At 38.4% G+C, this 16012-nt stretch carries 10 protein-coding genes and 2 pseudogenes; 8 read left to right on the forward strand and 4 right to left on the reverse strand.

What is annotated here, in order from left to right; all coding sequences use genetic code 11:
• Nucleotides 1-73: 73 nt before the first annotated feature.
• The 3 genes and pseudogenes from FBB35_RS22610 to FBB35_RS22620 form a co-directional block, all read right to left on the reverse strand.
• The gene (locus FBB35_RS22610; RefSeq protein WP_174711509.1) at nt 74-550 is read right to left on the reverse strand and encodes a hypothetical protein; all 477 of its coding nucleotides are present in this window, start codon (nt 548-550) and stop codon (nt 74-76) included.
• Between the two features lie 85 nt (nt 551-635).
• Complete coding sequence (locus FBB35_RS22615) at nt 636-1910, reverse strand: proton extrusion protein PcxA (protein ID WP_174711510.1); 1275 nt, start codon at nt 1908-1910, stop codon at nt 636-638.
• 102 nt (nt 1911-2012) lie between these two features.
• A pseudogene (locus FBB35_RS22620) lies at nt 2013-3644 on the reverse strand (IS1634 family transposase).
• A 359-nt stretch (nt 3645-4003) separates the two neighbouring features.
• On the opposite strand from FBB35_RS22620, the gene FBB35_RS22625 reads away from it, so the two are divergent.
• From FBB35_RS22625 to FBB35_RS22650, 7 genes and pseudogenes are all read left to right on the forward strand, one after another.
• Complete coding sequence (locus FBB35_RS22625; RefSeq protein WP_368041789.1) at nt 4004-4099, forward strand: hypothetical protein; 96 nt, start codon at nt 4004-4006, stop codon at nt 4097-4099.
• 556 nt (nt 4100-4655) lie between these two features.
• Nucleotides 4656-8552: an AAA family ATPase gene (locus tag FBB35_RS22630; RefSeq protein WP_174711512.1), complete on the forward strand. Its 3897-nt coding sequence runs from the start codon at nt 4656-4658 to the stop codon at nt 8550-8552.
• 31 nt (nt 8553-8583) lie between these two features.
• Nucleotides 8584-8979: a transposase gene (locus FBB35_RS34995; RefSeq protein ID WP_254625668.1), complete on the forward strand. Its 396-nt coding sequence runs from the start codon at nt 8584-8586 to the stop codon at nt 8977-8979.
• A 23-nt stretch (nt 8980-9002) separates the two neighbouring features.
• Nucleotides 9003-9542, forward strand: coding sequence for an IS630 family transposase (locus tag FBB35_RS35000; protein ID WP_254625669.1), 540 nt, complete (start codon nt 9003-9005; stop codon nt 9540-9542).
• An 86-nt stretch (nt 9543-9628) separates the two neighbouring features.
• Entirely contained in the window at nt 9629-10966 is a 1338-nt protein-coding gene (locus tag FBB35_RS22640; protein WP_174708167.1) for an IS701 family transposase, read from the forward strand.
• 48 nt (nt 10967-11014) lie between these two features.
• A pseudogene (locus FBB35_RS22645) lies at nt 11015-12574 on the forward strand (ATP-binding protein); the annotation flags it as partial.
• Between the two features lie 227 nt (nt 12575-12801).
• Nucleotides 12802-13530, forward strand: coding sequence for an SDR family oxidoreductase (locus FBB35_RS22650; protein ID WP_254625670.1), 729 nt, complete (start codon nt 12802-12804; stop codon nt 13528-13530).
• A gap of 289 nt (nt 13531-13819) precedes the next feature.
• Here FBB35_RS22650 and FBB35_RS22655 read toward each other — a convergent pair whose 3' ends face one another.
• Complete coding sequence (locus tag FBB35_RS22655) at nt 13820-14542, reverse strand: carbonic anhydrase (protein WP_174711514.1); 723 nt, start codon at nt 14540-14542, stop codon at nt 13820-13822.
• Between the two features lie 232 nt (nt 14543-14774).
• Here FBB35_RS22655 and FBB35_RS22660 point away from each other — a divergent pair.
• Nucleotides 14775-15841 (forward strand): ISKra4 family transposase gene (locus FBB35_RS22660; protein WP_174708235.1). Its coding sequence is split into 2 segments (ribosomal slippage): nt 14775-14931 and nt 14931-15841, totalling 1068 coding nucleotides; the frame shifts between segments, so codons are not numbered across the junction.
• Nucleotides 15842-16012 lie beyond the last annotated feature (171 nt).

Raw genomic sequence — 16012 nt, forward strand, 5'->3', positions numbered from 1 at the left:
CTAAATGCAATAAATCCTAAAATACCAAATATAGCTGTAGCTACACCTGTCTTTCAACCTGCTTCCTTAAGAATTATTTCCGTCGTTTCGGCATAGGACGCATTGCTTCTCGACCCAACATAAACATCCCTGCAACACCCAAACTAACAAACCAAACATATTGATACCAGTATTGCCGAATCTGCTCACCAGTGCTGAGTTCTGGATGCAAGGTGTTCAAGTACAGTAGTAGCACTAATATCATCAGTGCCCCAAAACCAACAAAGCTTAAGCCAACACGAATTCGTACAGGTCGCAGTTCAAAATCACTAATAGTGTCTAGGTCAATTTCTGCCAATTCCTTAAAGGAGTCATCTGCTAAAGATGAGGTTACTTGGAATTTATTGCTCAGTTTTGATGGCAAAATCGGCGACAGTATTGCTACAGTTGGGCGGCGTAGTAAAGCCTCGGTATCTCGCAGCACTTGCAATGGCTTACGGTTAGTAGTTTGTTGAGCAAACTCTATATTGTCTGTGGATGTTGGGGCATTGGCTTTACTTTCAAAATCCATAGTATGCTTCAGAAAAACTAGGATATACATAGCCTAGCGAATCATTAGAAAAATGCATCAAAATAATATAATTATGAATTATAAATTACTCATCCATCTCTTTTAATGTTGCTAATGCCGACGGAGATAAGCGACTCAGATAGCGGAATATCCAGTACTTAAAGATAGTGTTTAAAATTACAGGAAATGTCGCAATAAATAAAAATATTGCATTTCTACTGGCTGGCAAACCTAAATGTTCTGCAAATCCTTCCAGAAGAACCTCCCACCCATCTGGGGAATGGAATCCTACGAATATATCTGTAAAGAGAATAATTATAAAAGCCTTAGCACTATCGCTCAATCCATAGACTATAGTATCTATGAAAGACTTCACAATCACAATTTCTCTTTTACTATAAACGATAATTAGACTAAAAGAAATTAATGATATCAAATCAGCAAAAACATTACTAACAGCACTATTAGTTTTTAGATTAAATTCCTCAGCTATCTCAATTGCTTTGTCCTTTATTTTTTCTTTAATTACCTCCGAAGAAAGTGCTGGCGCATTATTTAATAAAGATTCAAACCTCAAATTTTGTTGAAAATTAGATAATTCATGGATAGCTTCTTTTTCCATGTCAGAATTGATGAAAATTTGAGATGTATTCTCTCCTCTAGTCTTTTCTAATAGAGGAATAACTAAGAATTGTTTAGATAAAATCTGAGTCAAAAGTGGAACAATAATTAAAGTAAGTAAAAATCTTAGACCAATCTTTGTTTTATTTTTAGAAATTCGGTAATTTCTGACAAATTCTTCTTCTCCCTGTGGTGAAAAATCTCCTTTAATTTTATTAATAGTTCTGCCAATAGATCCGGGCAAAGCTCTAACTTTTTGATTGGGAGGCAGACGTTTAATATTAGATAACTCTGATTGTTTATTGATTTCACTCTGAGTAACTTTCAGTGGTTTATAATTTGACAATAACTCACTGTTACTAATCAGCTCATCTTTGATAGCGTATTTCTCTACAACTTCATCAATCACCTTCAGCTTTTCTAATAAAACAGAATTAGAGATATTGACAATTCCCCGACTAAGTTGGAATTCTGCCAGCCTGAACTTGATAATAGTTAAGTTTTTATCAAGATAGACTTGCCAATAAGACATCGCGGTTTCAGTATATTTTACTGATTCTGAAGATATTTTTTTACCTTCAAAATGTTCTATTTCGATGTTTTTAATTCTCTGAGCGGCTTGTTGAGCTTCTAAGAGCGCCCTTTCTGGTGTATTGAAAAACCAATTGTTAAGCGAGCGCAAATACTTTTGGAAATTTTGGTGAAGCAATTCTGCTGTTTTGGTAAATAAATTTTTCATTATACGTATAAAAAATTACACTATGTGTATTGTAGTTATATAAATATAAAAAGTAGGTAATACCTAGTTTAAAATATTATTAACCCACATTCCGCAGGTATATCAGGTGAGAAGATAATATTTTCGGCAAGGCGCACCAAGAAATTGGAGAATCCATCGTCGTTCGTCAGTAAGATTGGTAATGTGTTGAAAGCCAGCGATCGTTACCAGATGAATCGACATGAAACATTGAAACACCCACCGCATCGTAGGAGAGGCAGTTGGTTTACCCAATTGATTGTTGATGGTTTGTTTTGCTTGAGCTAGAGCTTGGCGTAACGCCCGTTGTCCCAAAGTGTAAACTAACAAGCATAGACCCATGACCATTGCTAAAGCAGCAACACGTTCTTTCGAGTTGAGAAAAACACTGCTGGTAAAAAATAAAGGGTCTTTGAGAAAACGAAAACCACGCTCAGTAGATTGCTGGGCTTTGTACTGCTTGAGTAAGTCATCATTGCTCAATTGTTGAGCATCAAGAACATTGGTAGCCAAAATAAAACGTCCGGCTCGTTGTTTTTCAGTGGCAATTGCTAGCTCGTTAGGTACAACAGTCGCACGAATTTGATAGTAACACTGTTGTGGTTGAGCATCTTTACGTGGTCTGCCTGATTTGGCATGGCGTTTGTGTTCGATAATTTCTAGTTCAGCAAGTTCATGAAAGCGTTGCTGAGCCTCAAAACGCCCTGAAGCCTGTATCGCGTCTGCGGCACAAGCAAATTCTTGTTGTGACAACTGTCGCAGTTGAGATTGTGCTTGTTGGAGGTGCTTAGTCAGACGTTTTTCCAGTTGCTTTAAATCTGCTGCGGCACGGCTTCACTTTCCACCACTAGCCAACGCTGTTTGACTCCACCATAATCGCAGCAACACTCTGCTATTCGGTAGCCTGTGACTATGCTATCCACAAAAGCTTCCTGACTCATTTTCTCCAAGAGTAATTGGGCAGTAGTCAGTGTGGCTGGAACTCGTGATAGCCATCGCAAAGAATCCATTTGTTTAAGATTGCCTTCGGTGTAGAGTGCTGCATCCGCTACAAACAAAGCATCTATTTCCCATTGGTGACGAAATTCTTTCAAGATTTGAGCAAACACGGCTGAGTCGGCTTCATTCCCATCTGCCACTCTTAGATTTAGATATAGAGGAATATCCCCGTCTCCACTGCACATCAGGTCTACAATAAACTGTTTCAGGTCTGGTCGATGATCTCTTGAGTATCCTTTTTGTGATTGTTATCTCTCTTGGCTTGCCTGAACCTTCTGTTGAGTTGTTGGTATATTCTCCATGCACATGAAACGAACTTGAATCCAAGTGTAAACTGTCCTTTTCCACCCCAAACTTCTTGGCTGCTGCCAGTGCTACTGTCACAAATACTTGTGTTAATCCCGCTTCATACAGTTTGTCCAAGACTCTGCCCAAGCGGTCATCATTCAAGTGTTCTGGACTTATACCTTCCCCTAGTAAATGCTCTGTGGCTTTGCCTACAAAGAACTTCTCAAATAGGTATAGTGGCGCACTTACTAAACCCAAGCCATTGAGAATCATTGCTTTGACTGCTTGACCTGAACTGACTATTTCTTGGTGATGTGTTCCCAGTATTTGGTTGATTTGCTCTACCAAACACATTTGATCAATAATCCCTGCCACTATCCCACAGTGGTCAATATCTTGTACTCTTATTTCTGATACTGATGGTGTCATTCATCAAAAATACCATTGATCTCCTCTCTTACCTGCGGAATGTAGGTTATTAACTATTAAGGCAGAGTATTAACAGACTCAGTATTCAACTTTATGGGAAACAAGCGTTAGACTTTGTTACCAATTAGGTCTTAATATTTCAGTAACATATATTGCTGTTTTGTTAGTAAGCCACGCATTAATTAATGAGACTAAGGCTATTTAGTCAAAGATCGATAGAGATTGTAACAGCTTCGCTGACTGCATTTACCACAATTTTAAGCATCAATCACCCTAGCTACGTTAGAGGGACAACCTTCTACTGCGAAAAGAGTAACGGTGTACCCATAACATTTGCTCGTACCTAGGATAGGAGAAAAGTGCCAATGAGTAAATGGGTTTCTCAGAATTACTTTTCGCAAGAGTGGACTGTCGAACGTCGTTGTCAAGAAGTATATCAGTTGGAAGATAAATAAGGAGCGATCGCTGATTATACCCAAGCTTTCCGAATTAATCCCAACCTTGCGCCAGTCGAGGAATTGCTCGCTTTGAGTTGGGAGGCAAGAAGGGAGCAATTACTGATTTTAATCAAGCTTTGCGGATTAATCCTAACTTGGCTGCCACTTACACTCGTCGGGGGTAGCCCATTATACATTGGCAGATAAACAGAGTGCGATCGCGGATTTACAGAAAGGTGCTGATCTCAATTTGGAACCTGACTTCTCACGGCATCTGGAAAACTTCACTTTTATTTCTCTCTCCTAAAATGAAAAGTGTTTCACTGTGACTTCCATTACCGCTCTGTAAATTCGCCTTGATGCTGCGGTACAAGAATTATAGATAAATGCTAAATTGATTAATCTTTAGAATTTTCAACAGTTTTATCGACTTTTAAAACACGCCCTAATTAAAACATCCGAGAGATTTGTTTATTATTCCTTGAAGTAAATGTCATTAATTCTACCAATGCAGTCAGAGTTTAAATGATTGATATTAGAGGAGCCATAAAAAATCTCGAAGGATGAGCCCAGTATGTTTAGTAGCCAAGTCAGTATCCCCGGTTATCAAGTTAGCAAAGAACTTTATAACGGCTCTAGAACCCTAGTTTATCAGGGATATCGGGAAACTGACCAAAAACCAGTGGTGATTAAACTGCTAAAAAATCTTTATCCTACATTTAGCGAACTCGTACAATTTCGTAATCAGTACACCATTACCAAAAATCTCAACTATCCCAAAATCATCCAAACCTATACTCTGGAAGTATACCAGAATGTTTATATATTGGTGATGGAAGACTTTGGGGGAATTTCTCTTAAGGATTATTTCGCCAACAATCATAATGTTTCATCCCTAAATGAATTTTTACAAATCGCAATATCTTTATGTGATGCCTTAGATATACTTTCCCGTCATCGAATTATTCATAAAGATATAAAACTCGCCAATATATTAATTAATCCTGAAACTAAGCAAATAAAGCTAATTGACTTTAGTATTGCCTCTTTATTACCACGAGAAACCCAAACGCTCATCAGCCCTAATGTATTAGAAGGTACGCTGGCTTATATTTCCCCAGAACAAACAGGAAGGATGAATCGGGGAATTGACTACCGGGCTGACTTTTATTCTTTAGGTATTACTTTTTATGAATTACTTACAGGAAAGTTACCCTTTCAATCAAACGATGTGATGGAGTTAGTGCATTGTCATATTGCGAAACAACCTCCACTTTTAGGAAATAGCGAAGAAATTCCCCAAGTTCTTTGTGACATCATAACCAAATTAATGGCAAAAAATGCCGAAGATCGTTATCAAAGCGCATTAGGGCTGAAATTCGATTTAGAAATTTGTTTACATCAGTTAAACGAAATTGGCAGAATTGAGAGTTTTTCAATTGCTCAAAGAGATGTGTGCGATCGCTTCATTATCCCCGACAAACTCTATGGAAGAGAAACAGAAGTAAAAACCCTGCTTCAAGCATTTGAAAGAGTTAGCCAAGGTGCTACAGAAATGATGCTGGTAGCGGGGTTTTCTGGGATTGGTAAAACTGCGGTTGTTAACGAAGTTCATAAACCGATTGTTCGTCAACAAGGTTATTTTATTAAAGGTAAATATGACCAATTTAATCGTAATATTCCCTTCAGTGCTTTTGTGCAAGCTTTCCGAAATTTAATGGCACAATTGTTAACAGAAAGCGATCTTCAAATTCAGCAATGGAAAACTAAGATTTTAGAAGCGGTTGGTGAGAACGGACAGGTAATTATTGAAGTTATCCCCGAATTATCAAGAATTATTGGTCAACAACCACCTACTACAGAATTATCAGGAACTGCGGCCCAAAATCGATTTAATTTATTATTCCAGAAATTCACCAAAATCTTTACGAGTGATGCACATCCATTAGTGATGTTTTTAGATGATTTGCAATGGGCTGATTCGGCATCACTGATGTTAATGCAGTTATTAATGGCTGATACAAAGCATTTTTTATTAATTGGTGCCTATCGTGATAACGAAGTCAACCCAGCACACCAGTTAATGTTGACTTTGAATGATATCCAAAAAACAGCAGCCACGATTAATACGATTACTTTAGCAGCACTGAGTCAAGGGCAGGTAAATCAATTAGTTGCTGACACACTTCAATGCTCAGAAAATTTGGCATGGACTCTTTCTCGCTTAGTAGCTCAGAAAACTCAAGGTAATCCATTTTTTGCTACACAGTTCCTTAAAGCATTACATCAAGATGGAGTAATTGAATTTAACTTAGAGTTGGGATGTTGGCAATGTGATATCACGCAAATAAATCAGCGATCGCTCACAAATGATATCGTTGAATTTATGGCATTGCAATTACAAAAGTTGCCAGCATCAACTCAAGGTATTTTAAAATTAGCTGCCTGTATTGGTAATCAGTTTGATTTAGAAACATTAGCGATTGTTTCTAAACAATCAAAAATAGAAACGGCTGTTTGTTTGTGGAATGCTTTACAGGAAAGTTTGGTTTTACCTCAAAGTGAGGTTTATAAGTTTTTTGTGGGCTTGGAAAATCAAGCTGTTACTCCAGAAAATTCCGAAATTATTGGATATAAATTTCTACACGATCGCATCCAACAAGCAGCTTATTCTTTAATTCCGTCAGATCAAAAACAAAAAACACATTTGATGATTGGTCAATTGTTATTGCAAGGGTTATCCGAGCAGGAGCAACAAGAACGGATTTTTGACCTAGTAAACCAACTGAATTTGGGACAAGGTGCGATCGCTGAAGATGATTCCCTTTCGAACATTGCCACCCATGAACAGAAAAAACAACTGGCTCGCTTAAATCTGCAAGCAGGACAAAAGGCAAAACTGTCGGCTGCTTATCAAGCATCTCAGAGCTATTGTACTACTGGGATTGATTTATTACCTGCAACTGCTTGGCAGACTGACTATGAACTAATGTACAGTTTGCACCGAGAGGGTTCAGAAGCAGCTTATCTGTGTGGTAATTTTGACCTAGCCGAAGTCCTTTATGGGGAAGCACTAAGCCATGCTCAAACACCCCTAGACAAAGCAGTGATTTATCGCGTGCAAATGACTCAATATCAGCTTCAAGGACGCAATGTGGAAGCGATCGCCATGCAACGCCAAAGTTTACAACTACTTGACTGGGAAATGCCTACAGAACAAGAGTTGATTCAAGCAAGCCTGGACAAAGAAATTGCCATAGTTAACAGATTTTTAGAGCAGCAGACTGTTGAATCCATTCTCAATCTTCCCAAAATGGTAGATGCCAGTATTGCAGAAATGTTGCGAATTTTACAAATTCTCTTCTATGCTGCATGGCTTAATGGTCAATCGACTTTAGGATTGCTGGTACTCGCCAAGATGACTACTTTATCTGTGCAGTATGGTAACAGCGATATGTCTCCCTTTAGCTATGCCGGCTATGCCTTAATTGCCAATGCTATCCTCAAAGACTTGGGAACAGCTTATCAGTTTGGAGAAATGGCAGTGCAGCTTTGCGAACAGTTTGATAATGCAGATGTCCGGGGAATGACTAATTTTCTCTTTGCTGCGGATATCCATAGCTGGAGTCATCCAATTAGAGAAGCTGATACATACTATGACAATGCCTACAAGTATGGTATGGAAGCAGGGAACTGGCTGACCGTTGGCTTTATGATCATGCAAAGTGGTTCCGATCGCCTCACTTATGGTAAAAATCTAGATGAACTATATGCGATCGCCCAAGCTCATGCAGATTTTCTCCGTCGCATCAAAAGTCTAGAGAACCTAGATGCTTTAATCGTCGGAGTTATTCAACCAATTCGCAATCTTCTTGGTTTAACAAAAAACCTCTTCAGCTTTGATGACGATAGTTTCAGTGAAGCTGAATATTTACAAAAATATAGCAATACTCCTTATCATCTGGCTTGGTTATATTCTGTCAAAATCCGTCATGCTTATTTATTTGACCATAAAGCCACATACCCAGATTTAATTCCCCAACTGAGCATAATTGAAAACACCATTTCCAGTCATGCCAAAGTCCCTTCTAGCGTGTTTTATGTAGCATTAATGCATCTGTCTCTAGCTGAAATTGCTAGCGACGAGCAAGAGCGTCAGTTCCATTGGCAAGCGTTAATTCCCCTAGAGGAACGCTTAAACAGTTGGGCAAAAGCCTGTCCCGAAAATATTCTCCACAAGTGTCTGCTAATACTTGCAGAAAAAGCACGCTTAAAGGGACAAAAAGCAGAAGCACTGGATTTTTACGAACAAGCCATTGCTCAAGCTCAATGTCAAGGTTATGGCTATGAAGAAGCCCTCGCCAACGAACTTGCAGCGAAATTTTTCCTCAATTGGGGCAAAGAAAAAGCCGCTTCAGATTATATACATGAAGCCTACTATAGCGGTTATCAGTCTACTTCAGTACAGTAGGAGAGAGCAATTCTACTGATAATTGGTGGTGATGAAAGCCTACTCTCTCGACTTGCGTCAAAAAATAGTTGATGCTTATGCCTGCGGTGACATTTCCCAACGAAAACTGGCTAAAAACTTTGGTGTCACCTTAAGTTTTGTGCAAAATTTACTCAAACGCCATCGAGAATTGGGGATGATAGGCCCCAAGGTGCGGACTGAGCAGACAGCAACAAAGTTGAATGCTGAACAGTTAGAAATCCTGCGCCAACTCGTCATAGCACAGCCCGATGCGACGTTAAGCGAATTGCGGGAACGACTTTACGAGAAAACAGAGGTCTTAATTGGGGTAGCTACGGTGAATCGGATGGTTCGCTGGAAACTTCACCTCAACCTCAAAAAAAAAGTCTCCACCTCACAAAAAAAGGTAGTGATGAAGTCCAACTAGCCCGATTTGAGTACTGGAAACTCTTGAGGGGGATACCCGTCGAAGAGCTGATTTTCTTAGATGAATCGGGAGTTAATCTGTCCTTCATCCGCAAATGTGCCCGCGCCTTGCCTGGCGCTTCAGGCTATGCTCAAAAGCCCAACCGCAAAGGGAAAAATGTCTCGGTAATTGGTGCAATTAGCTTGAAAGGACTGCTCACCCAATGGAGTGGCTTAGGTTCTATCGATGCTTTGACTTTTGATGCCTTCATCGCCCAAAAGCTCGTACCCAAACTTTGGCCTGGTGCAGTGGTGATCATGGATAACTGCTCAATCCATAAAAGTGATGAACTTGAAGCTTTGCTCATCGCTGCTGGCGCTCATCTCATTTATCTCCCCCCCTATTCTCCCGATTTTTCACCGATTGAGAATTGTTGGTCCAAGATTAAGAACATTCTCCGTCGCATCGGTGCAAGGACATACCCTGATTTACTCCAGGCATTAGATACGGCATTCGCAGAAGTGACAATAGAGAATTTGCTGGGTTGGTTTACTCACTGCTGCTACTGTACCTCACAAGACTGATAACCGCTATATCCCTCTTCTGTCACTTTCCGAGTATTCTGAATAAAAGGATTAAAAGAAAAAACTCTCTTCAGGTAAGCAGGGCAATGGATGTAGAATTACAAATCCTAAAACATTTGGCAAGAGATGCCCAGCCAACAGTTGCGATCATAGATGAATATTGTGCAGAGTATAAAGACCTGTTCAAAGAAGTAAGAAATTATGAATGCTTCAAATATTTACATTTAGGGATAATTGCACCAATAAAAAGAAAATCATTACCAGAAATAGCCAAAGTAGTAAGTATAAACTCGGCACAGTCATTACATCATTTCATAGCCTATTCAGATTGGTCAGCAAATAAATTAAAGAGCCGAAGATTAGATAAATTAAAGAAAGCATTAAATAGTCAGGCGATAACCGTAGTAATAGATGAAACTGGAGATAGGAAAAAAGGTAAAAAGACAGATTATGTTGCAAGACAATATCTAGGGAGTGTAGGAAAAATAGATAATGGAATAGTATCAGTCAATGCTTATGGAGTTTATGAAAATGTAACATTTCCATTAAGTTTCAAAGTATTTAAACCGAAAGGGACGCTCAAATCAGGAGATAAATATAAAACCAAAATAGAGTTAGCGTCAGAAATTATTACAGAATTAATAAATGAGGGGTTTAATATTGAATTAGTATTAGCCGATAGTTTATATGGTGAAAGTAGCAAATTCATCAAAAAGCTCAATGAATATGAATTAGCTTATGTTGTAGCAATTAGAAGTAATCACGGAGTCTGGCTACCAGCTAATCAGAGCGTTAGAGCTAACAAGTGGTGCAAATTTGAGAGAACATTTAGTAATAAAAAATCCGAAATCAGATATATCCGAGAAATAATTTATGGTAAAAAAAGAGCCATAACTTACTGGGAAATAACTACTGATCCAGAAACAATGCCGGATAATTCCACTTCATTTGTCATGACGAATCTTCAAGGAAATCTCAAAAAAACTTTAGGCGATTTATATGGATTAAGAACCTGGGTAGAATATGGGTTTCGACAATGTAAACAGGAACTCGGCTGGACAGATTATCGCTTGACAAATTTTCAACATATAGAGAGATGGTGGGAAATTATTTTTTGTGTTTACACAATGATTAGTCTAAATTCCCCAGCCTTTTTAGCCTTAAATCAATCTCTTCAAATTGAAACTGAGGTGATAGGTACTAGTTATGTTAATTGTGTAGATTTTTCTCATCATCAACAATGGAATCATAATTCTGGATGGAAGAATACTCTTAATAATCTTCGTTTAATTGTCCAACCTCTTTTACTATTTTGGCTGATTTATCCCTGGTTAGATATTTTTCCAAATTCTCATTTATTGCTAGGATTTAATCATTTAATTTGTGCCATGAACCAATTTAAACCCTTTTTTGCTTCTGGATGATTTCACTTATTTACTACTTGCTTATCTCGGAGAGTGACAGAAGAGGGATATTGCTATAGCCGTTGGGGTGCAAAAGCCAAAATCTTGAACTTAGAAAAATGCTATCCTCAACTTCTCAAACCCATCTTAGAACAGCAACGATTTACCCTCAACCCCCTAGAAACTATTAGCTTGCGTGGGACTTCCTCATCTAGTTGCACCAATAGCACTGGCAGTATTGCTATTTCCGATGGTCTGGATTTTACCTCTGTCCTCAAAGCAGCTATTGCTATTTCCAGTTCTCTGGAATTAGAGCAACTTATTGCCAGCCTAACTCGTATTATCATAGAAAACTCTGGTGCGAAAAAAGCTGTACTGCTGCTTCCCGAAAAAGATACTTGGCAAGTTAGAGCAATTACTTTTATTGAGCATAAAGAAATGCAGACTATACTCGAATCTCAATCACTAGATAATTTTCGAGACCTTCCTTTAAATATTATCTATTATGTCAAAAATACCCACCAAACAGTTGTGATTGACAATTGCAAAACAGATATCCCTGGTTTAATTGGAGAATATATACTGCAATATCAACCCAAAAGTATATTTTGTACTCCGATTATTAATCAAAGGCATTTAGTGGGAATTCTCTACCTAGAAAATAAACTGACTCAAGGAGTATTTTCTAGCGCTCGTCTCAGAGTCATTCACTTATTGTCTTCTCAAGCAGCAATATCTCTAGAAAATGCTCGACTTTATCAACAAGCAGGAATTGCATTACAAGATTTGCAACAAGCACAACTGCAAATTGTCCAAAGTGAAAAAATGTCTGCGCTAGGTAATTTAGTTGCTGGAGTAGGACATGAAATGAATAATCCATTAGGTTTTATTTTTGCTACTCTTCAACAAGCTAAACCCACTCTGAATGATATTGTTAAACACTTAAATCTATATCAAAACACCTTGACCAACAAGAGTGATGAAATCAAAGATCATGCCGAAGAAATTGACTTAGATTATGTCTTGGAAGACTTACCCAAAATGATAGATGCAATGGCGGTAGCTTGCGACAGGTTGACAAATATTAGTACTAGTCTCCGTACTTTTTCCCGTGCTGACAAAGATTATAAAGTGCCATTTAATATACATGAAGGAATTAATAGTACAATATTAATCCTCAAACATCGCTTAAAAGCAAATGAAGAACATCCCGCCATTGAAGTAATTACTAACTATGGAGACTTACCCTTAGTTAATTGTTTTCCAGGCCAATTAAACCAGGTATTTATGAATATTATAGCTAATGCAATTGACGTGTTTGAAGAATCAAATATTGGGCAGACCTTTGCTGAAATTCAAGCTAATTATAACAGGATTACAATTACAACATTAAAGGCAGATAAATATGTAAAAATATCAATTGCTGATAATGGTCAAGGGATTAATGAAGCAGTCAAACAAAAGATTTTCGATCATTTATTTACTACCAAAGAGGTAGGTAAAGGAACGGGTTTAGGATTAGCGATTGCTAAGTCTATTGTGGTAGAGAAACATGACGGGAGTTTGGATGTGGATTCTACGCCAGGCAAAGGAACTGAATTTGTCATCACCTTACCGATTCTTGCTTGATTTAACCTGAGTTCGACGGAAGAAAAAGTCTGAAAACTTTACTACACGCAATTTAGGTATTTCAGCCATTTGATATTATAGAACTCGTATTTGATTTTTTAAAAAATTCAGTACAATTCAAAGAAGCTTCTTGCCTATTGCCTGTTGCCTCCTTATCGCCCTTGCACCAAGCAAATAATTTTATAAATCAAAACGGTGTTCTTAATAAGTAACAGTAATAGCTGATTATGCTGAAAATTTTAGTGACAGGTGCAACTGGAAACGTCGGACAAGAAGTTCTTCGCTTACTGCAATCCCACGATTGTAATGTCTGTGCCGCAGTTAAAAATCCAAACAGCGCTAAACACCTCTTAGGCAGCAATATCCAAACCATACCCTTCGACTTTACTAATCCTAACACCTTTGATTATGCTTTTTTTCAAGTCAATAAACTTTTTTTAGTGCGTCCGCCTGCCCTTGCTAATATTCGTCTTCAAATTGCCCCAGCTTTAAATGCTGCAAAACTTGCAGGCGTTGAGCATATCGTATTTCTTTCAATACTCGGAGTCGAACGCAACCCTTTTGTACCACACTCCCAAATTGAACGCTATATAAACCAATTGGGTATTAAAGCCACCTTTTTACGGTGCAGCTTTTTTATGCAAAATCTTAATACCACACACAGAGAAGACATCAAAGTTCGTGGAGAATTGCTTCTTCCGGCTGGTAACGGGAAAACAAGCTTCATTGATGTACGGGATATTGCTGCCGTTGCAGTTCGTACTTTACTTGAGGATGGGCATCAGGGAAAAGCATATCCCCTTACGGGTGCAGAAGCCTTAACTTATTACAAAGTAGCAGATATTTTCACATCGATTTTAGGTAAACCGATACGCTATCATCCTTCTCTGCTAAAGTTTATTCTACAAATGCGCTCATCGGGGTTGTCAATAGACTTTATTTTAGTAATGGTATGAATCTACACTACAGCTCGGTTAGGATTGGCAGGCAACATCACATCTGATACTGAGCAATTGCTCAATCGTTCACCTCTAACCATACGGCAGTATATCGAAGACTATCGACAGTTTTGGTTATAAGTTTATTCTGCTCCCTGTCAGCAGTTATAATTTCATGATTTCTAAAGTTTAACGTCCAATTTACCTTTTTGGCATGGTGATGCCTACACATAAAAATATTTGATAAATAATAATTGTTTATAACATTATTAAGCTCAGAATAGTACGCCTAAAAGGTATTATGTATTCAAGTAATTATGTTGACTTTGCCAGTGTCAATATCGTAACAAGCACCAACAATTTTTAGTTTACCTTCACTGAGCAATTTAGCTAAAATTGTCGAGCTTTCCTGCAATTTTTCAGTCTGATATTGAATGTTGGCAATAACTGCATTTTGCATATTATCACCCGTTCTTAACTTTACCCTTTCAACAGATGGTTTGATGCCCTCAATAATCAAACCAATTCTTCCAGGAAGTGGTTCGTTTTTGATTGCTTCTGCCACTGCACCGCATCTTTTATGACCTAAAACCACAATCAACTGCGAGCCTAATACTGTTGTAGAGTATTCTAGACTACCTATAACTGTGTCACTAACCACATTCCCAGCAACTCGCACGACAAATAAATCTCCAAGTCCTTGATCAAAAACGATTTCCGCAGGGACTCTGGAATCTGCACAGCCCAATATGGCAGCAAAGGGATATTGAGCGTTAGCGACTAATCGCAGATGTTCTAATGATTGATCGGGATATTGGCGTTTTTGATTGATAAATCTTTGATTCCCATCTAGTAAGCGTTTGATAGCTTCATTAGGACTCACTGGATTAGAGCTAACTGGGTGAATATCAGCAATAGCAGTTTGCTCTGTATTCCAAAAGCTATCACCAAAAGCAGTAGCTGCAATACCTACCACACTGGCAAATTTTAAGAAGTCACGTCGCCCTACAAATCCATTAATTCGACTCATTAATCTAGCTGATAACAACAAAGCTGTTCTCAGAAAGATATCACCTTCAAGCAAGATGCAAGAGTACCATCGTACACCATTTAAGAGTCATTTAATCTTCATGTGCGATCGCTACGGCTACTTCATCTATCTAGGTTTTACAAACACAAGAGTTGTATTGGGAGCATCCCAGTTTTTTGCAAAGAAGACGAAAATCAGTCAGGATAGGTAAGACGAGTGTATTTACTTACCGATGACCCCAGAACAAAAGCAAGCTCTTCAAAAACATATTCAGGCGATTGCTAAAATATTGTATGAAGATACGTCAAAAGAAAAGCTCACAAATCTTGCAGCAATTGAAGAAGCAGTGCGGAGTCAAATGCAGAAGCATGTTATGCCAGAAGTAGGGGTTTTTTTATCGAAACGATTACAGGGACAACCGCAGGATACCAACGACGGCTCAAAAGCATTCTTGGAGAGTTAGCAATAACGAGCAAACAAGCCATTGAATTAGAAGTCGCACCAAGTACTCAACTGAGTCCATATCTAGAAACTTGTTGTTTGAGGGTAAGTGCGAATGTCAGCTATGAAGATGCGGCATCAGACATCAAGTATTTTACGGGCATAGAGGTTTCTCACAGCAGTCAACAGAGATTAGTGCATCGCCAGAATTTTGAGTTGCCAACACCAGAACAGACAATTGAAGAATTAAGCGTCGATGGTGGAAACATCCGTGTCCGAACTCCTAAAGGTCAAATATGTGCATGGCTTGGCTATAAAGCAATTAGCTTACATCATCTCGGAATCTTGGGAACTTCATTTCAGAATAATCAGATTGTGATTGATTGGGTTAATGACCAACCACTGGCTAGCCCACTCACTTGTATTGGTGATGGACATGACGGCATTTGGAATATAATTGACCAATTAGCACCTGATGCACAACGTCGAGAAATACTTGATTGGTTCCATTTAATAGAAAACCTCCACAAAGTTGGGGGTTCACAAAAACGCTTGAAACAAGCACAAAATCTACTATGGAAAGGCCAAGTTGAGGCTACTATTGCCTTATTTACAGATTGTAAAGGCAAACAAGTACAAAACTTTTGCCGTTATCTTGATAAGCATCGCAATCGCATTATCAACTACGAATATTATCAAGCTGAAGAAATTTGTTCAATTGGTTCAGGTTCAGTTGAATCTGCCGTTAAACAGGTTGACCGTCGAACAAAAATTTCCGGGGCACAATGGAAACGAGAAAATGTGCCTCAAGTCCTAGCCCATCGCTGTGCTTACCTCAATGGATTATTGTCAGTTTGAGCCACTTTAAAAAGTGAGATGCTCCCGTTGTATTAGACATCTCCAGAAATTAAATATGCCTTATCTATAACCTTTGTAGAGACATAGCAATGCTACATTTTGATATTTTCTATCAGATATTTATTGACACAATGGCACAATTATGTAATCTACTGAAATTGTGGTTTTAAT

Origin of the sequence: Nostoc sp. TCL240-02 (genome assembly GCF_013343235.1) — a bacterium.
In the GTDB taxonomy this organism is placed as follows: Bacteria; Cyanobacteriota; Cyanobacteriia; order Cyanobacteriales; family Nostocaceae; genus Nostoc.

What these genes read in the sequence shown, in the direction of transcription:
- FBB35_RS22610 (WP_174711509.1), bottom strand. Translation starts at nt 550, where the DNA reads ATGGATTTTGAAAGTAAAGCCAATGCCCCAACATCCACAGACAATATA.
- FBB35_RS22615 (WP_174711510.1), bottom strand. Translation starts at nt 1,910, where the DNA reads ATGAAAAATTTATTTACCAAAACAGCAGAATTGCTTCACCAAAATTTC.
- FBB35_RS22630 (WP_174711512.1), top strand. Translation starts at nt 4,656, where the DNA reads ATGTTTAGTAGCCAAGTCAGTATCCCCGGTTATCAAGTTAGCAAAGAA.
- FBB35_RS34995 (WP_254625668.1), top strand. Translation starts at nt 8,584, where the DNA reads ATGAAAGCCTACTCTCTCGACTTGCGTCAAAAAATAGTTGATGCTTAT.
- FBB35_RS22640 (WP_174708167.1), top strand. Translation starts at nt 9,629, where the DNA reads ATGGATGTAGAATTACAAATCCTAAAACATTTGGCAAGAGATGCCCAG.
- FBB35_RS22650 (WP_254625670.1), top strand. Translation starts at nt 12,802, where the DNA reads ATGCTGAAAATTTTAGTGACAGGTGCAACTGGAAACGTCGGACAAGAA.
- FBB35_RS22655 (WP_174711514.1), bottom strand. Translation starts at nt 14,542, where the DNA reads ATGAGTCGAATTAATGGATTTGTAGGGCGACGTGACTTCTTAAAATTT.